The following is a 17680-nucleotide window of genomic DNA, read 5'->3' as shown; positions in this document are numbered from 1 at the left end:
GAAGGAAGTCCTCACGATTTGCCGGTAGAGATATTGCCGCCATGCGATAAAAGATCGTCCGACTGTTTCCGATCCGGAAATCTCGAGCGGTTGAGAGCCCATCAATGCTTCGATCAATAGTCTTCATCACCGCCCTCACGGCTTGCATACCCTGCCTCGCCTCCTGGAGCATCGAGACCGATCGCTCGACGCCGGATAAGCACGGCCTGTTCGAAATCCGCGAAAAGGCCAGGCGCTTCATCGCACAGGAGAACGCCAAGGCGCACGAGCAGTGGAACGTGCTAGAACCCAATGCGAAGGTGCTTGTGCCCCGATGCGCGGTGCCCCTGCAGGCACGATGGACGCCGAAGAGCCTCGGCCGCTCGAAGCCCAGCGTTATAGTGATCTGCGCGGCCGCTGTGCCGAACGCCGTGATGGAACGGTGGGATGTGCCAGTGCCGGTGGAGCGGAAATCGGGAAGCCCTTAGAGGGCGAGCATCCAAACGAGATTTGATGTAGTAGATGATATCACTGCGATTGCAGCGAAGGCGGGCAGACGTGAACCCAGCGGTAGAATTGTGCTCCTATCCCGGACTTGACGAGCGCATCATTATCCTCCGGGCGGGAGACGAGGTCGATGCCGTGTTTGTGCGGACCGAGAGGTTCAATGTCCTGATCGATACGCTCGGCACGCCGGAACTGTGCCGGATTGCGCTCGATCTGGTTGGGGACAGAGGCGAGGATCGCCCGCTGATCGTCGTCAATTCGCATATGGATTGGGATCACTTCTGGGGGAACACTGCGGTTTCAGGGCGTGCTCCGATCATCGCGCATGCCGCCGCGCTCGACCGTCTGCGTGATGCCTCTACGCAGCAGATCCTGAAGGACAAGGCGAGACAGGAAACGCGGTTTGCGAACGTCGAACTTATCGGCCCGGATATCACCTTCTCCGGCTCGATGGTCCTTAACGGCGGCGATCTGACGCTGGAACTCATTCACACGCCGGGACACACGCCTGACCATATCGCCGTCTGGATTCCGGAACTCCGCATCTGCCTCGCCGTCGACGCGGTGGAATATCCCATTCCCGAAGTCTGGAGCAGGAGTGCCGATGATCTTCGCCAGATCCGCTCCTCACTCAGGCTTATCCGTGACCTTGATGCGAAACTGGTCATTCCCGCACACGGCAGAACATCGACGCCTTCGGCAGTGGACGAGAACCTCGCTTATTTCCAAGACTTGGCCGTTCGCGTCGGCGCCCTGAGTGAAAGCCAGCTGGCTGACCCGCAACTCGGCAGTACAAGTGGTTTCCGGCTTGACGACTTCGTCGCCATTCCCAACGGGATGCCGTCGGACACGGCGGCGTTCTACCGGAACTGCCATGAGACGAACCTTGGCGCTACGGTTCAGGCCCATATCGAAAAACTGAAATCTGCGTAGGAGGCCATGCGTGGAATTATTGGAGGGCGGTCGAACCGGGCAGATCTGGCGCGACGGCGATACCGTCATCAGACCATCAGGAGCATGGACGCCGACCACGCACCGGTTCTTGCGCCATCTCAGAAGCAACGGCTTCCCGGCGGCTCCGCAGCCCATTCAAATTATCGGCGACGATCAGGAGGTCGTCAGCTATGTCGACGGGCGCGTCTGCGAAGACCTCAGTGATCCCCTTGTCGGATCGGAGCGCATGCTGATTTCCGCAGCAAGACTTCTGCGCGATTTTCATAGAGCATCTCAAGGCTTTCTGGAATCGGATGACGATGCTCAGATATGGATGCTGCCGCCGCAGGAGCCGCGGGAGATCGTCTGTCACGGAGACTTTGCGCCCTACAATGTCGCCACCGTCGATCAGGAAGCTGTCGGGATCGTCGATTTCGACACTGCCCATCCCGCCCCGCGCCTTTGGGATCTCGCCTATGCGGTCTATCGCTGGGCGCCCCTCTCCGATCCTGCCAATGCCTCCGTGGCATTCGGTCTCGACGAGCAACTGCGGCGGGCGGAAATCTTCTGCACCGCCTATGGCGCGACGATGGCAGAACGGCGTGGGCTTCCCGAAATGGTCTGCACGCGGCTCCAAGCCCTTGCCGATTTCATGTTGGCAAAGGCTGCGGCCGGCGACGAGACCTTCGCGGAAGACGTCGATGCAGGAGACGCCAGGCTCTATCTGAACGACATCGGCTATATCGGGATACACCGAAATCGGCTGCTGAAAGCGCTGTCCTGACTAAAGCCACTTTCGCCGGCGGAAGAAGCCGAAAAGGCTGAGGCACAGGACGACGATGACGCCCAACACGACGAAATAGCCATATTGGAATTTTAATTCCGGCATGTCGCTGAAATTCATGCCGTAGATGCCGGCGATCGCGGTGGGAACAGCGAGAATCGCCGCCCAGGCAGCGAGCTTGCGGGCGATTGCCGTCTGTTCCGTCTGGCCGATCATCACGCTGGCCTCGAAGGCGAAAGCGAGCACCTCGCGCAACGCGTCGATATCCTCCTGAACCCGGCGCACGTGATCGGTCACATCGCGGAACAGCGATTGCAGCGTCGGATCCATGCCGGGAAGATCGATATGCTCGTATCGCCGGCAGACGTCGACGAGCGGCACTACTGCGTTGCGCAGCCGCAGAAGCTTGCGCCGCAGCATGTAAAGCCGCTCGATGTCGGATTTTCCCAGCTGTTCGCGCAGCACGAGATCCTCGAGCATCTCGACCTCCTCCTGCACCACCTCGATAACAGGCATGTAGTTGTCGACGATGAAGTCGAGGATGGAATAGAGAATGTAGTTCTCGCCATGGGCAAGGGCGGCGGGCGTCGCCTCGCATCGCTGCCTGACGGCCAGATAGGAAGACGATTCTCCGTGGCGAACGGAGACGACATAACCGCGGCCAACGAACAGATGCGTTTCGCCGAAGATGATCTCGCCATCCTTCATATGGGCGGTCCGGGCGACGATGAACATCGCGTCACCGTAAATCTCCAGCTTCGGACGCTGGTGCGGCTGCGCCGCATCCTCGATCGCCAGCGGATGGAGATTGAATTCGGCCTGGATCTGGTGCAGCAGCACTTCATCCGGCTCGTGCAGGCCGATCCAGACGATCGCATCCTCCCGGTTCCGCCATTCGCCAGCCTCCTCTATCCTGATGTCGCGAATGCGCTGCCCATGCTGGTATACGGCTGCGGCCACGACGCCGCGCCGCTCGTAGGGAGACGACGCCGACCCGCTGCCAACCCGCGCGGAAACACTGTCCAGATCCTTCAGCCGTTCCAAATCCTGCCGTCCTCCCCGTCCTGCGGATCACGTGTCCGAAACCAACGCCGGTCAGGCGATGCGCCGATCATAATGCCATTTCGCAAAACATGCATCCACTTCGGCACGGGGGCCGACTCCCCCGCCTCAATCCTCGACTTGGGCAGGAAGTCCACACTCGTCACGTATCGGTGGAAATATCATCCCAGTCCTGATTCAGGTAACCGATCAGCCAGTTGAGGGCGTAGTGGCGCTCGTAAACCACGCCCTTGTCCAGTCCGGCCGGCGCCTCCTCGCCCTTCAGCCGTGCATTCACGACCGCCCAATCGTAGCGGTAGATCAGGTCGGCGGCGTCGAGCAGTTCTTTCTGCGGACGCAGCCTGGCGCGGCGCATCAGCCCGTCGGTGCCGAGTTCGCGAAGCGTCCCGGCGATGGATGGCACATCGCAAATATGGTCGGGACGTTCGAGATCGGCCGTGATCCCGAGCGCCCATAACATGACGTGCACGCCCTCATAGCGCCAAGCGAAGTTCACCCGGTCCTGCTCCGAAGGATCGGGGTCGTCCATGAACGCCTGTTCCTTGGGGGTGAAGAAACTTGCTGCATCGAATTGCCGGATGAGAGCCTGGCCCATCGAGTGATCACCAGTCTCGCCTTTTACGGCAACGATCGCAAGCGCGATAGCGCGCTGAACGACTGCTCTTTTATCGCGGCGGGTACTGTCGCTCTCTGCCTCGATGGACGGCAGATGATCGATGGTCGGCACGCCTTCCGACTGAAGCTGGGCGACAGACCGGGCTTTGCGTGCCTGTGCGTCATCAGGGGGTTGAGAAACGGCTGCCTGTACCGGCAGGACCAACGCAAGAAGGGCGGAAAATATGCGCTTCACCATGTCTGGCTCCTATTGTCCCTGAGCCGTCGATTAAGCGTTTTCCGGTTGGAGCGGGAATCTGAACACGAAGAGGGCGGCGAGTTTCGCGTAAACTGGTAAACGGCGTTTTACACTCCGGAACACATCGTTAAATTTTTTCCGTTACAAACATGCCTGGTCAAACCGGCACGACACCGGACTGTTCGATGGGGACTTTGATGCGCCGTCCAAACATTAAATCGAGTTTGCTGTTCATTTTCAGCGGCATAGCTCTCCTTTTCGGGCTCGTTGCCTATCTCGCGGTCGACGGCCTGCAAAAGACGAACGGCTCCACCGAAGAAATCGCCGCCAACTGGCTGCCGAGCGTGCAGGCTTCGCAAGCGATCAGCCTCGCCATGACAAATTTGCGCCTCGCTTACCGCGATCACATTATCGTCCAGGCGGAAGCAGAGAAGAAATCCCGTGAAGAGGCCATTAAGGCCGCCGAAGATGCAACTCGCAAATCGGCAGACGCTTATCTTCAGCTGGCTTCATCCGATCGCGAGCGGGATCTGATCAAGACGATCAAAGAAAGTGTCGAAGGCTACGTCGCCAGCAGTTCGCAGTTGCTTGCTCTTTCCCGTGCAAACAAGACCGAAGAAGCTGGCCAATATCTGGGCGGCGAGATGCGTTCCTATTCGGACAAGCTCAAGGAGGCCACGGCGGCCCTGGTCGAATTGAACGTCAGCGGCAGCAAGAAGGCTGCCGATCTCAGCAAGGAGACCTTCGCCTCCATCGAATCCTACCTCCTTGCAACGATCGCCTTTGCGGGATTGCTCGTTCTCGGCGCGATCGTCTTCGTACTGAAGAGCATCGCCAATCCGATTACCAACATCACCGCCTCGATGCGGCATCTCGCCGAAGGCGACACCGGCTCGGAAATTCCTTTTGCCGATCGCGCCGACGAAATCGGATTGATGGCGGGAGCGGTGGAGATTTTCCGCCAGGCCGCGATTGCGAACAAGCGCCTGGCGGTGGAAGCCGAGGAGAACCGCAACAGGGCGGAGGCAGATCGTGTTGCGGCGCAGATGCAGGCGGAAGCCGACGCATCAGAGCGGTTGCGCATCGCCACTTCCGGTCTGGCCGCCGGTCTGAAACGGCTCGCTTCGGGCGATCTCGCTTTCCAGCTCAATGAGGCCTTCGCCCCCGAGTTTGAAGCACTCCGCCATGACTTCAACCAGTCGGTCACGCAGCTTGGCGCGACGCTGAGAGCAATCTCCGAAAGCATCGGCACGATCGACGAAGGCACCCGGGAAATCTCCTCGGGCGCCGGTGATCTTTCGAAACGGACAGAGCAGCAGGCGGCCTCGCTCGAAGAAACGGCGGCCGCATTAGAACAAATCACAGCGAACGTGTCGAACTCCAGCAAGCGGACCGAGGAGACGCGCGCAGTCGCCACCGAGGCAAACCGGAGCGCCGGGATTTCGGCGGAAGTCGTCTCCCATGCGGAGGAAGCGATGGAACGCATCGAGGCCTCGTCGCAGCAGATTTCCAACATCATCGGCGTCATCGACGAAATCGCATTCCAGACCAACCTTCTTGCCCTCAATGCCGGCGTCGAAGCGGCGAGAGCCGGCGAAGCCGGCAAGGGTTTTGCGGTCGTCGCCCAGGAAGTGCGCGAACTCGCACAGCGCTCTGCCGGCGCTGCCAAGGAAATCAAGGGGCTTATCCAGAACTCATCGAGGGAAGTGGAAAGCGGCGTCAAGCTGGTGCGCGATACCGGCCAGGCCTTGAAGACCATCGGCGGCTTCATCACACAGATCAATCACCACATGGATTCGATCGCCACCTCTGCGAAAGAACAGTCGATCGGACTGAGCGAAGTGAACGTCGCGGTCAATCAGATGGACCAGACCACACAACAGAACGCAGCGATGGTGGAAGAATCGACTGCAGCATCCGATTCACTGGCGCAGGAGGCCCAGAAGCTTCGCGAACTTGTCGCACAGTTCAGGCTCGACGAGGTGGTCTCCAGCCATTCCGCAGCCCTCCGCTCGACGGCAAAATCCATGGCCCAGCCCATCGGCCGTGGGGCCATCCATGCGGTGGCGGCACGCCGTTGAACCGGGCGAAATGACCGGCTCCCTCGGGCCGGCAGATTTTCCAAACAGAACATGAAGGCGCCTGGCGATGGCCAGGCGCCTTTGTTTCGTCATGCGGCGAAGGCCGGATTGCGCCGTGCGCCCATCCTCAGCACGAAATAGATCGCTCCGCCGATGGCGACGCCGAAGAACCAGCCATAGGTGCCCCACCAGTCCGGCAGGATGGAGGTGAAGGTCGGCAGGATCGACGAGAACAGCGCACCGACCGCAAAGGCGATGAAGGCGTTGCCGTGCCAGCCGTTCTGGAACCGGAACTCGCCATTCTCCTGGTAGAGAGCCTCGACGTTCAGCTGGCTCTTCCTGATGAGATAGTAGTCGACCATCATGATGCCGAAGATCGGCCCCATCGTCGAACCGATGAAGTTGACGAAATGCGCAGCACCCGTCTCCCAGGGAGCGAAGGGATAGAGCACGAGGGCGATCAGCGCGGCGATATATCCGCCGCGCTTGAAGTTGATCTGGCGCGGGAAGACATTGGCAAAGTCGAAGGCGGGCGAAACGAAGTTCGCCACGACGTTGATGCCGAGCGTTGCAACCGCGAATGTCAGCGCCGCAAGCAGCGCCAGGAACCAGCTGTCGAATTTCGCCGATATCATTTCCGGATGCAGCAGGACCTCACCGTATACGGTGAAGGCTGCCGTGGTCGTGACACCTGCGACGAGGCAGAATGCCAGCAGGTTGATCGGCAGGCCCCAGAGATTGCCCTTCCTGAGCGCCTTCTCGCTCGTCGCGTAACGCGAGAAATCGCAGAAGTTCAGATAGAGTGCCGCGAAATAGGTGATCCAGGTGGCGGCCACCGCGGCAAGCGCCGCAATCGAGCCCGGCTCGCCCGGCACGCCGGCATCCTTGGTTTTTTCGATCAGCACGTCGCGCGGGATTTCGGAACCGAACGAGAAGGTGCCTGATTTGACGACCAGATAGATGGCCAGGATCAGCATCATGATCCAGACGGCGGGACCTGCCCAATCCTGGAACTTGCGGACAGTTTCCATGCCGCGCTGAATGATCAGCAGCTGCAGCGCCCAGACGATGACGTAGCAGATGAGTTCGAGGGTCGAATGGCCGAGCATGTGGCTGTTCTGGTGGAAGGCGAGCAGGCTTTCGTTGCGGATCAGCAGGGCAACGATTGCGCCGGAGGCGGCGGCAGTCTGCGCGCCGTACCAGAAGCAGGCGACCACCGCCCGGACGAGTGCGGGAACATTGGCGCCGAAGGTGCCGAAGGAGGCGCGCGCCAGAACCGGAAAAGGGACACCGGTGCGCACGCCGGCATTTCCGACCAGGCTCATCAGGAAGAAGATGACGAGAGAGCCGATGCCGATGGCGATGACGAAATTCACGAAGCTGCCGCAGAGCAGGAACAGGCTCGCCGCCAGATAATAGCCCCACAGGCTGTGAACGTCCGATGTCCAGACGTTGAAGATGCTGAATGCACCCCACTTACGCTCCTCGGCGGGTGCAAGATCCTCGTTATATAACGAGGGAGACGGATTTCGTACGCTCATGAATGCCCTCCCATATCCCCTGAGGCCGACTCGGCCACAGACGGAAGTCTGCTCCTCATTTGGGCACCTGACAATTTAAGAGTCACATTGTACACAATCCTGATCGACCAGATGGACAGGCCATCAGCCTATTGCGGGCGAAGGACACGCCCGGCCAGGCCATGCTGTGCCCGAACAGGATGATGTGCTTCACCTTGCCGCGGCGGCCGTAGGCGATGGCCATCGAAGACCGCATCATGCCTCTGCCGTGGCTTCGGCCCGAGTACCCTCATCCCTTGGGATTCTGAACCATGCGACGTAGAGCGCCGGCAGGAACAGCAGGGTGAGGGCCGTGCCGATGACGATGCCGCCCATCATGGCGTAGGCCATCGGACCCCAGAAGATCTCGCGCGAGATCGGGATCAGCGCGAGGGTTGCCGCCGCCGCCGTCAGCATGATCGGCCGCATGCGGTGTTCGGTCGCCTCGATGACCGCCTGCCATGGCGTCACACCTTCGGCACGCAGATGCTCGATCTGCACCACGAGGATGACCGAGTTGCGGATCAGAATGCCGATCAGCGCCAGAATGCCGAGGATGGCGACGAAGCCCATGGGAGCATTGCTGAGCAAGAGCGCCGCCACCACGCCGATCAGGGCCGTCGGCGCGACCGCAAAGACCAGGAAGAGGCGGCTGAAGCTCTGCAGCTGGATCATCAGGATCGTCGCCATCGTAAACAGCATCAGCGGAGCCACGGCCGCAATCGGCCCTTGCGCCTCGGCGCTGGATTCGACGGCGCCGCCGATTTCCACCTTGTATCCGACAGGAAGGTTCTTCTGGAATTCCTCCACCTTCGGCTTCAGCTGATCGACAATCGTAGCCGGCTGTGTCGAACCGATGACGGCCGCCTTGAGCGTGATGGTGGGCTGCCTGTCGCGACGCCAGATCGTTGGCTGCTCAAGTTCGAAGCGGAAATTCGCCACGGCCGAGAGCGGCACGACCTTGCCGTTGGAGGTCGAGAGCTGCAGATTCTCAAGCGTCTGGACGGAATCGCGCTCGGACGCCCTGGCCCGGCCGATGACATTGACCAGGTAGATATCGTCGCGGATCTGCGTCGCGGTCGAACCTTCGACAATGCCGTTGAGGGCGGTCGCGATGTCCTCGGAAGAGACGCCGAGCTGGCGCGCCTTGTCCTGCAGCACATCGACCTTCACCACCCGCGAAGGCTCGTTCCAGTCCAGCACCATGTTCGACAGCAGCGGATGAGTACCGACAACGCCTGCAAACTGCTGGGAGATATCACGTACCTTTTGGATATCCGGGCCGCTGATCCGGTACTGGACCGGTTTGCCCACCGGCGGGCCGATATCGAGAAGCTTCACGAAGGCGTCTGTGCCGGGGAAGGTCTTCGTCAGATAATCCTGCAGTTCCGCCCGCACCTTGTCGCGCACATCGAGGCCTTTGGTGACGATGATGGTCTGTCCGAAGGTGACATCGGGCGTTTGCACGTCAAAGGACAGGATGAAGCGCGGCGCGCCCTGGCCGACATAGGTTGTCCAATGATCGATATCCTTGTTATCGGCCAGCATCTCCTTTTCGAACTTGGCCATCTGCCTGTTTGTCTCGGCGATCGAGCTGTTGTGGGGCAGGTTCCAGTCGATGACGAGCTCTGTTCTGTCCGAGTTCGGGAAGAACTGCTGCTGCACCAGCCCCATGCCCCCGACCGAAAGGGCGAAGACGACGACCGTCAGCACGATGGTGACCCAACGCCAGCGCATCGCCAGCCCCAAAAGCCAGGAGAACACGGCGGCGAAACGACCCTTCTTCTCGTGATGCGACTTCATCGTCTTCGGCAGGATCGTGACGCCGAGAAGCGGCGTGAACAGCACGGCGACGATCCAGGACACCACAAGCGAAACCGCGATGACGACGAAAAGCGTGAAGGTGAATTCGCCGGCCGCACTGCTGTTGAGACCGACCGGGATGAAGCCGGCGACGGTGACAAGTGTTCCAGTCAGCATCGGAAAGGCCGTCGACGTATAGACGTGGGTGGCGGCTTTCCTCAGATCGTCACCTGCCTCCAGGCGAGCCACCATCATCTCGACGGCGATCATGGCGTCGTCGACGAGCAGCCCGAGCGCAATGATGAGCGCACCGAGCGAGATGCGCTGAAGCGAAATGCCGGAGTATTCCATCACCACAAACGTGATTGCCAGCACGAGAGGAATGGAGATCGCCACCACCATGCCGGCGCGCAGGCCGAGGCTGATGAAGCTGATGACGAGGACGATGACGATCGCTTCGAAGAGCGCGCGGGTAAAGCCGGAGACAGCCTCGTCGACGACGTGCGGCTGATCGGAGACGCGGTGGACGTCCACCCCGATCGGAAGATCGGCGACGACCTGTTTCATCCGCGCGTCGAGCGCCTCGCCGAACTCCAGCAGATTGGCGCCCTGCTTCATGCCGATGGCTAGTCCGATCGCCGGCTCGCCGTTGAAGCGGAACAAAGCCGAGGGTGGATCGACATAACCGCGCTTGATGGTGGCGACATCGGTCAGCGGGAAGAAGCGGTCGTTGATGCGAAGGTTGATCGAGCGCAGGCTTTCCTCGGAGGTGAACTGTCCGCTCACCCGCAATGCGATGCGCTCCGGACCGGCATCGACGAAGCCGGATTGGGTGACGGCGTTCTGGGCCTGCAACGTCTGGATAACAGACTGCTGGTCGATGCCGAGCGCTGCGATCTGGCGCGTGGAGAATTCAAGATAGATCGCCTCGTCCTGGGCGCCGATCACGTCGACCTTGCCGACATTGGGTACCGTGAGAACTTCGGAGCGCGCATTTTCCACGAGATCGCGAAGCTGGCGCTGGGTCAGCCCGTCACTGGTGAACGCGTAGATGTTGCCGAACACGTCGCCGAAGCGGTCATTGAAGAAGGGACCAACGACCCCGCTCGGGAAATCTCCCTTGATGTCGGCGATCATGTTGCGGATGCGCAGCCAGGTCGGCGCGACATCCTTAGCCTTTGTCGTCGGCAGCAATTCGACGAAGACGGTGGTCTGACCGGCAACAGTCTGGCTTTTGGTGTAGTCGAGCGATTCCAGTTCCTGGAGCTTCTTCTCGATCCTGTCGGTCACCTGCCGCGTCACCTCTTGGGCGGATGCGCCGGGCCACTGGGCGGTGATCACCATCGTCTTGATGGTAAAGTTCGGATCTTCCTCGCGGCCGAGGTTCAGGTAGGAGAATGCGCCTGCGAGAATGAAGACAATCATGAAGTACCAGACGAGCGAACGGTGCTCGAGCGCCCAGTCGGAAAGATTGAAGGACTTCACTGGCTGATCTCCTGGTCGATGCTGATGGCTTGGCCATCTTGAAGTTTATGCACGCCGGCAACGACCACCCGCTCTCCGGGAGCGAGTCCTTCGGTGACGCGAACGGTGCCGCCGTCGGTTAACTTGCCGTCGATCGTGACGCGCCGTAGCGTCACCTTCTTGCCGGCTACGTCGACGATCCAGACACTGGCGCCGTCGGCACCGGCAAGGATCGCCGAGGACGGCAGCATGATCTCGGGATCGGCAGCGATGGTTGCGGAAGCCGTGATGACCGCGCCGAGCCTGAAGGCTTCAGGCGGATCGGCGAGCGCGATCTTGGTCCGACTCGTTCGGGTGGCGGTCTCCGCCTCCGGCGCGATTTCGCGCACGACGCCCCTCGTGCGGATCGAAGGCTCGAGCTGCAGCGTCACCTCAAACGGCGCGCCGATCTCCAGTTTCTGCGCAGCGGCCTGGGGCACGTCGACGACGGCGTCTCGCTTGTCCGGCCGGGCGATGGTCACGACCGTCTGGCCGGCCGACACGACCTGGCCGACCTCAGCCGAAGTCGCCGTGACGACCCCATCGAATTCAGCCTGAAGCTGCGCATAGCCGAGCTGCTCCTTGGCCTTGTCGAGGTTGGCCTGCGCCTTGGCGACCGCGGCCGTGGCTGTCCGTCTCGCCTGCTCGGCTTCTTCGAGCGAGGCTTCCGTGCCGGAGCGCGATTCAACAAGCGCGCGCTGGCGCTGCTCCGTGGTCACGGCGTTTCGGAGCTGAGCGTCGCTGTTCTCTACATCGGACTGGGCGCTGCGCACGGCAAGCTCCAGCGCCAGCGGATCGATGGCGGCAACCACGTCACCCTTCTTGACGACATCACCGACATTGACGTTGCGGGCGATCATCCGCCCGAGGATCCGGAAGCCTAGATCGGTTTCTATGGTCGGCTGGATCGTGCCGGTCAGGCCGAGGCTTGTGGCGGGCGTCTGCCTGACCGTCATTGACAGCACGGGACGGGGCGCCTCCTGCCTGCTTTCCTCCTGCTTCGTGCAGGAGGAGATCAGGGCCGCACCCATCAACAGGGCGATTATCTTGGGACGAATACTCACTTGGATGCTTCCTTGACATAAGACACGGTTTCACCGGGCCTGAGGAATTTGGTCCCGTCGGTCACCACGACATCTCCCGCCGACACGCCCGACTTGACGACGAAGCTGCCGGTCTCGTAACGGGCGACCTCGATCGCTCTCACCGCAACCGCAGAGGATGCAGGATCGACGATCCAGACGGCCGGTTTGCCGTCCTTTGAGGTCATTGCCGACCAGGGCAGCTGGATCACGTCCTGCGGAACGTAGTTGAATTTTCCGACGACGGGAGCGCCGAGAGGAATGGGAGCATCGCTCGATATCGCGACCTTGACCCTGATGGTGCCGGTGGAAGAATCGATCGTCGGCGATATCTCGCGCACCTTCGCCGTGATCTTCTGCGAGGGGTTCGCAAGCAGGTTCACGGTGCCGTCGCCGTCGATCGGGCGCAGGAACGCACTCTCGACCACTTCGAAGACGGCGTCCCTGTCGCCGTCATGGGCAAGGGTGAAGACAACCTGGGCGGCCTGCGCCACCTGCCCGACCTCGGCATTGCGGGCGGTGATCACGCCATCGGCATCGGCTTTCAGCTCCGTATAGGACAGGGTGTCCTGCGCGGTCTCGAAGAGCGCCTGCGCCGACTTCGTCGAGGCCTGCGCGGTCAGAAGCGCCTCCTGTGCCTGGTCGAGTGCGGCGCGCGTCGTCACCTGCGTCCGAAACAGGCTCTGCTGACGGTCGAAGGCGAGCTGTGCCTGGGTCTGCTGGGCTTCAGCCGACTGAAGATTGGCCGCGGCCACATCGAGATCGGCCTTCTGCTCTTCGGGATCGATGCGCGCCAGTACCTGCCCCGCCTTCACTGACTGACCGACTTCGACCAGCCGTTCGATGATCTTGCCGCTGACCCGGAAGGACAGATCGGTCTGGACCCGGGCGCGCACCTCTCCCGTCAGCGCACCGCCATCACTCAGCGGCTCAGACTTGGCGACGACGACGCCGACCTGCCGCGCGCCGGGTTCTTTCGGCCCGTCCGATTCGCTGCAGGAGACGAGACCGATCGTGCATACGATCGCTGTGGCGAACAGAATGGTTCTCATAGTTGACCTCTTGCTCTCAACGGCAGCTGCTATATAATTGACTGACGGATTAGTCAATGAAACTTTTGCACAGGACCGATAGCGCAAAACAAGGGAGGCGAGGCACGAATGACAGCTCAGAAGAAACTCACACGCGCGGAACAGAAGGCGCTGCGACCCATCCAGATCCTGGATGCCGCATTCGAGGAATTCGTCAGAAACGGGTTCACGGGCGCCCGCGTCGACGACATCGCAGACAGGGTCGGCGTCACCAAAGGCACAGTCTACGTTTACTTCGAGACGAAGGAAAAGCTCTTCGAAGCCATGATCAGTCACTTCTCCGTCCCCTTTCAGGAACTGCTTGAAATCACCGCTGGCCTCAGCGGCAGCGCCACCGACAGGCTGATGTCCATTCTCGGTCTGCTTTACGACCAAATCGCGGAGGATCGTACAACCCGCGAATTGACGCGTCTGGTCATTTCGGAAGGACAGCGCTTCCCCGACCTGATCGATCGCCACCACGATGAATTCATCGCGCCGATTATCGCAAGGATCGACGCTCTCATCCTGGAAGGTGTTGCGTTGGGGGAATTTCGCGAAATTCCTGTCGAATTTTCCGATATCGTGGTTGCGCCGATTCTGACGACGACGGTTCTGCGGCTGATATTCGATGATCGCCGGGTGCCGACGCCCGACAAGGACGCCTTCATGCGCGCCTATTTCGACCTGCTGTTCAACGGGCTGCTTGCCGAACGTCGCTGATTGCGAATGACGAAAATATCGGCGCAAGCACATAGCTTTTTTAAAGTCCTTTATGTGAAAACATCAAGTTAGCTTATGCTTCGAAGGTACGATCTGAATTCGCGGCGGAAAAAGTGGAACGTAAAGTCAATCTCAAAGATGTCGCACGCGATGCCGACGTGTCGCTGAGCACGGCCTCGCACGCCCTGAACGGAACTGCGCCGCTCACGATCGAGGTGCGGGAAAGAGTGCTGGATTCGGCAAAACGGCTCGGTTATCTCGATCGCCGCAGAAAAAAGGCGACGATTGCCGCCTTTCACGTTCTGCTTCTCGCCATTCCTGACGATGCCGCCCCGGAGAGCGACCTCAATCTGGTGAGCTGGACGATTCTCAACGGTCTTCGCAGGGAATGCGAGCGTCGAGGCATCCGGATCGTACCCTATGTCAGCAGCGGCCGGCGCATCGACGGCGCCGAAGTCAGGCAGATTGCGATAGCAGAACGCGCTGACGGTATCGTGGTGCTGAACGACGATCAGCCCGAACTCATCCGCAGCCTCGCCTCGGCTGACATGCCCGTCGTCATCGTCAACGGCGAGGATCCCGCCATGCTGGTCGATACGGTGACGCCAGAAAACCGCTTCGGCGCACGGCTCGGCATCGAGCACCTCCTGGCGCTCGGCCACCGCCGGATCCTGCATCTGACCTGGAAGGGCCGAACGACCATCCAGCGCCGGTATGACGGTTTTTCCGATGCTTATTTGGCCGCACAGCTTCCGGTGCCGAAGGACATGATCATCGAAGCCGAGGGATATGAGCCCCGGCATGGCGAAGCGGCCATCAACGCGCTGCTCGATCGCGACGCCGCGCTGAAAGGCGCAACCGCCGTCTTCTGCGCGGCCGACAATCTGGCGCTCGGCTGCCTGAAGGCATTGGCCGATCGCGACATGCGCGTGCCCGACGCGATATCTGTGCTCGGCTTCGACGACATCGTTCCCGGCGAGTTCAGCCGCCCGCCGCTCTCCACCGTGAGCGTGCCGACCGACCGTCTCGGGGCGGCAGCGCTCGCGCTCATCGAACAGCGGCTGATCGCCAATGATCCGCAACGGCCGGCCCATCGCCTGGAGCTCGGCTGCCATCTCGTCCTGCGCGGCAGCATCGCGCCGCCTCCGTGATCCCAGCCGTCGGAGAATGCAGAAGGCGCGACCTCTCAGCAATGCATCGAGTGCTCCGCCGCGTCGAGAAGAAACATCACGCCATAGGGACTGCCCGGGAGAGCGGGGATTCATGTATGTGCCGGCTCCATCATCTCACCTGGGAGAATGTAGAAACTCATTCACCGCAATCGCTCAGCCCGTAACCGCGTATCCCTCGGACTTTCACCAAAAGTGCTGCGGTAGATGATGGAGAACCTGCCGGCATGCGCAAAACCCCAGATCGCGCAGATTTCGCGGACAGATTGCTGGTTTGTCGGATCCCGCAGCTGCTCGCGGGCCGCCTGCAGCCGGATCGTGCGGAGGTAGCCGGCCGGTGAGGTTCCCCTGAAGGCCTTGAAGCCCGTTTGCAGCGCCCGTAGCGAAACGCCGACGCCATCGGCAACCATCGTCATGGTGATAGGTTCCGCGATATTGGCATGCATGTAGTCGATAGCGCGTCGGACATGCCAAGGTGCAATCAACTGTACTTTCTTTTTTTCCAGATGATCGGAAAACCGATGCCGGCCAAATCGGATCACGAGGTGAGCAAGAGTTTCGCTCATCGCGGCTGCGGCAAGAGGCGAGGATAGCAACGGACCGGCGCCGCGCATGCCCTGCACGATCGTCTGGAGCAGATTGCCGATCAGTTGGCCTGACTGCGTCGCGCGATCCAGAATCGGGTCGAGATCGAACGACTCCGAGAGGGGCTTTTCCACCAGCGAGGCGAGGACCCTTTTCACAACCTTCCAGTCCAGAAAAAGGGCGTCCGAGCGGTGCGGTCCTCCCTGGACCACACGATCGCCGACTTCGTGATTGTTGGCCATGAGAAAGTAACCGGCGCCGCTTTCGACCGTTCTCTTTCCTATCGACAGTCGAAAAGAGCCTGTGTGCGGCATGAAAAACGCGAGATGCTGCGGAGAGTCATCAAGCGTCCGAATCGTCCAGGAACTCTGGTAGACCGAATGAAGCACCGTGAGCGCCTCGGTCCTTCTCAGATCCGCGGCCCAGGCGAATTTTCGGTCATCCTTCAACGGCTGTGCGCCGAAAACGCCGTAACCAGCCGTAAAGGCCTGAACCATTGATTCGAAGCTGGTGCCTCCATGCGTGGGCTCGAATCCATAACCACGATGCTCGGCAATTGCCATTTTCTCCCGTGTTAACGCATCCATGCCGCTCGGTTCTTTTCTTCTGCCGCCTGACATCATCGCGACTGGTCTGGCCAATCTTGATGGGTTAAGCAGGACCGGCAAAACCACGGATGATTTCGTTGCCCCGCAGAAGCAAAGCGTCCCCTCCACCTGCTTCACACTTACAGTGTAAATCAATATGTTTGGAAAATGAAGTACGCTCCGCTGGACCACGTTGCCCCACATTTCCTGCGAGACACAGAGCCCGCGAGAGTAGCCTCCCGTAACGAACGGGACCTTTTGCGGTTGATCTGGAAGTCGCCCGGCATCGAGCGCTCCAGCCTGACCGACCCACTCGATCTCACTCAGCAATCGCTGCACAGAATCGTCGGCCGGCTTCATGATCGGGGAATGGTCGTCTTTTCCCAATCGGAAAACCGGCGCGCCGGTCCACCAAGTCCGGAGCTGACACTGCGAAGGGAGTGGTGTCTGACGCTCGGCATCTCCATCAACGTCGGAACGATTGGCGTTTGCCTCATGGGTTTCGGCGAACCGTTGGACAATATGGAAATTCCCCAGGCCGGCTCGTCGCTATCCCTGGAAATGGAGCGGATCGAAGCAGCCGTCGAACAGATCCTCGCCCGGCGCGGCGCCAAGCGGCGCGACATCCTCGGCGTCGGCCTTGCAGTCTCCGGCCATCGCATGCTGGATACGGCTTTCAATTGTCCCCTGCCGCTGGCCCATTGGTCGCTGATCGACCTGGCGCCATTGCTTGGGGAGCGGCTTGGCCTGCCGGTCTGGGCGGACAATGTCGCCAGGACTGCGGCCTTGGCGGAAGCAATTTTCGGCGTCGGGCGTGACGTTGCCGATTTTGCCTATATCGCCCACCTTCATGGCTATGGCGGCGGCCTTGTCTCCGGCGGCATGCCGTTTCGCGGCAGTTTCGGAAATGCCGGCGAAATCTCCGTTCTTTTCGGGCGTCAGGACTACGATGATCGCCCCGCTCTCAACCAGCTGCTCGAGCATCTTCGCGGCAAGGGGCGCAGCGGCCTAACCCTGAGGGATCTGAAGGACGAAAATATGGTGGAGTGGGATGGTGTCGAGGAATGGATCGACCGCGTCACTCCGGCCCACAATCGTGCCATCAACGCGATCTGCGCGATCTTCGACCCGGCATTGATCGTGCTTGGCGGCGAGCTTCCACATTCGCTTGCGAGAATGTTGATCAAACGCACCGAATTCAACAATCTGCCTCGGCATGGCGCCTTGCGCGACATCCCGCAGCTCGCAGTGGCCCAGATCATCGATGCCCCCGGCGCGATCGGCGCAGCATTGATCCCGCTATTCGAAACCGTGTTGTGATGGCCTCTGCCAGTTAATCCTGCACGGCTCCGATCCAAATAGGACTGAAGCTGGCGCGACGAAATCGGAAAGGCAGACTT

At 60.6% G+C, this 17680-nt stretch carries 14 protein-coding genes; 7 read left to right on the top strand and 7 right to left on the bottom strand.

The features are described 5' to 3' along the window. Positions 1-104: 104 nt before the first annotated feature. From HJC04_RS25200 to HJC04_RS25190, 3 genes are all read left to right on the top strand, one after another. Complete coding sequence (locus HJC04_RS25200) at positions 105-467, top strand: hypothetical protein (RefSeq protein ID WP_221147385.1); 363 nt, start codon at positions 105-107, stop codon at positions 465-467. A 70-nt stretch (positions 468-537) separates the two neighbouring features. Then, complete coding sequence (locus HJC04_RS25195) at positions 538-1419, top strand: MBL fold metallo-hydrolase (RefSeq protein ID WP_210631829.1); 882 nt, start codon at positions 538-540, stop codon at positions 1417-1419. Between the two features lie 10 nt (positions 1420-1429). Further along, positions 1430-2203: a phosphotransferase enzyme family protein gene (locus tag HJC04_RS25190; RefSeq protein ID WP_221147384.1), complete on the top strand. Its 774-nt coding sequence runs from the start codon at positions 1430-1432 to the stop codon at positions 2201-2203. On the opposite strand, the gene HJC04_RS25185 is transcribed toward HJC04_RS25190, so the two are convergent. Beyond that, complete coding sequence (locus HJC04_RS25185; RefSeq protein ID WP_221147383.1) at positions 2204-3247, bottom strand: magnesium and cobalt transport protein CorA; 1044 nt, start codon at positions 3245-3247, stop codon at positions 2204-2206. Between the two features lie 160 nt (positions 3248-3407). Continuing rightward, a complete protein-coding gene (locus HJC04_RS25180; RefSeq protein WP_221147382.1) occupies positions 3408-4118 on the bottom strand; it encodes a DUF4272 domain-containing protein in 711 nt (236 codons plus the stop codon). A gap of 197 nt (positions 4119-4315) precedes the next feature. Between HJC04_RS25180 and HJC04_RS25175 the strand changes: the two genes are divergently transcribed. Then, a complete protein-coding gene (locus tag HJC04_RS25175; RefSeq protein WP_221147381.1) occupies positions 4316-6199 on the top strand; it encodes a HAMP domain-containing methyl-accepting chemotaxis protein in 1884 nt (627 codons plus the stop codon). Positions 6200-6288: 89 nt separating this feature from the next. Here HJC04_RS25175 and HJC04_RS25170 read toward each other — a convergent pair whose 3' ends face one another. The 4 genes from HJC04_RS25170 to HJC04_RS25155 form a co-directional block, all read right to left on the bottom strand. Further along, the gene (locus HJC04_RS25170; RefSeq protein ID WP_221147380.1) at positions 6289-7740 is read right to left on the bottom strand and encodes an NCS1 family nucleobase:cation symporter-1; all 1452 of its coding nucleotides are present in this window, start codon (positions 7738-7740) and stop codon (positions 6289-6291) included. Positions 7741-7974: 234 nt separating this feature from the next. After that, on the bottom strand, positions 7975-11046 hold the full coding sequence (locus HJC04_RS25165) for an efflux RND transporter permease subunit (RefSeq protein ID WP_210631823.1): 3072 nt from the start codon (positions 11044-11046) through the stop codon (positions 7975-7977). Then, positions 11043-12128, bottom strand: a complete 1086-nt coding sequence (locus HJC04_RS25160; protein ID WP_221147379.1) for an efflux RND transporter periplasmic adaptor subunit — start codon at positions 12126-12128, stop codon at positions 11043-11045. Before HJC04_RS25160 ends, HJC04_RS25165 begins: the two co-directional genes overlap by 4 nt. Beyond that, positions 12125-13198 carry an efflux RND transporter periplasmic adaptor subunit gene (locus HJC04_RS25155; RefSeq protein WP_210631821.1) on the bottom strand — a complete coding sequence of 358 codons (1074 nt, stop codon included), beginning with the start codon at positions 13196-13198 and terminating at the stop codon, positions 12125-12127. Before HJC04_RS25155 ends, HJC04_RS25160 begins: the two co-directional genes overlap by 4 nt. Before the next feature lie 108 nt (positions 13199-13306). Between HJC04_RS25155 and HJC04_RS25150 the strand changes: the two genes are divergently transcribed. After that, positions 13307-13939: a TetR/AcrR family transcriptional regulator gene (locus HJC04_RS25150; protein ID WP_210631820.1), complete on the top strand. Its 633-nt coding sequence runs from the start codon at positions 13307-13309 to the stop codon at positions 13937-13939. A 113-nt stretch (positions 13940-14052) separates the two neighbouring features. Beyond that, on the top strand, positions 14053-15090 hold the full coding sequence (locus HJC04_RS25145) for a LacI family DNA-binding transcriptional regulator (RefSeq protein WP_221147378.1): 1038 nt from the start codon (positions 14053-14055) through the stop codon (positions 15088-15090). A 161-nt stretch (positions 15091-15251) separates the two neighbouring features. On the opposite strand, the gene HJC04_RS25140 is transcribed toward HJC04_RS25145, so the two are convergent. After that, positions 15252-16280 carry a helix-turn-helix domain-containing protein gene (locus HJC04_RS25140; protein WP_221147423.1) on the bottom strand — a complete coding sequence of 343 codons (1029 nt, stop codon included), beginning with the start codon at positions 16278-16280 and terminating at the stop codon, positions 15252-15254. Between the two features lie 168 nt (positions 16281-16448). Between HJC04_RS25140 and HJC04_RS25135 the strand changes: the two genes are divergently transcribed. Then, positions 16449-17600 (top strand): ROK family transcriptional regulator, encoded by a 1152-nt coding sequence (locus HJC04_RS25135; protein WP_221147377.1) that lies wholly within the window; start codon positions 16449-16451, stop codon positions 17598-17600. The last annotated feature ends 80 nt before the right edge of the window (positions 17601-17680 follow it).

This window comes from Rhizobium sp. NLR8a (assembly GCF_019685235.1).
Taxonomy (GTDB): Bacteria; Pseudomonadota; Alphaproteobacteria; order Rhizobiales; family Rhizobiaceae; genus Rhizobium.
Note: the sequence above shows the minus strand (reverse complement) of the source record. Positions and strands in the feature narration are given on the sequence as shown.

What these genes read in the sequence shown, in the direction of transcription:
- HJC04_RS25200 (WP_221147385.1), top strand. Translation starts at nt 105, where the DNA reads ATGCTTCGATCAATAGTCTTCATCACCGCCCTCACGGCTTGCATACCC.
- HJC04_RS25180 (WP_221147382.1), bottom strand. Translation starts at nt 4,118, where the DNA reads ATGGTGAAGCGCATATTTTCCGCCCTTCTTGCGTTGGTCCTGCCGGTA.
- HJC04_RS25175 (WP_221147381.1), top strand. Translation starts at nt 4,316, where the DNA reads ATGCGCCGTCCAAACATTAAATCGAGTTTGCTGTTCATTTTCAGCGGC.
- HJC04_RS25170 (WP_221147380.1), bottom strand. Translation starts at nt 7,740, where the DNA reads ATGAGCGTACGAAATCCGTCTCCCTCGTTATATAACGAGGATCTTGCA.
- HJC04_RS25155 (WP_210631821.1), bottom strand. Translation starts at nt 13,198, where the DNA reads ATGAGAACCATTCTGTTCGCCACAGCGATCGTATGCACGATCGGTCTC.
- HJC04_RS25150 (WP_210631820.1), top strand. Translation starts at nt 13,307, where the DNA reads ATGACAGCTCAGAAGAAACTCACACGCGCGGAACAGAAGGCGCTGCGA.
- HJC04_RS25140 (WP_221147423.1), bottom strand. Translation starts at nt 16,280, where the DNA reads ATGGATGCGTTAACACGGGAGAAAATGGCAATTGCCGAGCATCGTGGT.
- HJC04_RS25135 (WP_221147377.1), top strand. Translation starts at nt 16,449, where the DNA reads ATGAAGTACGCTCCGCTGGACCACGTTGCCCCACATTTCCTGCGAGAC.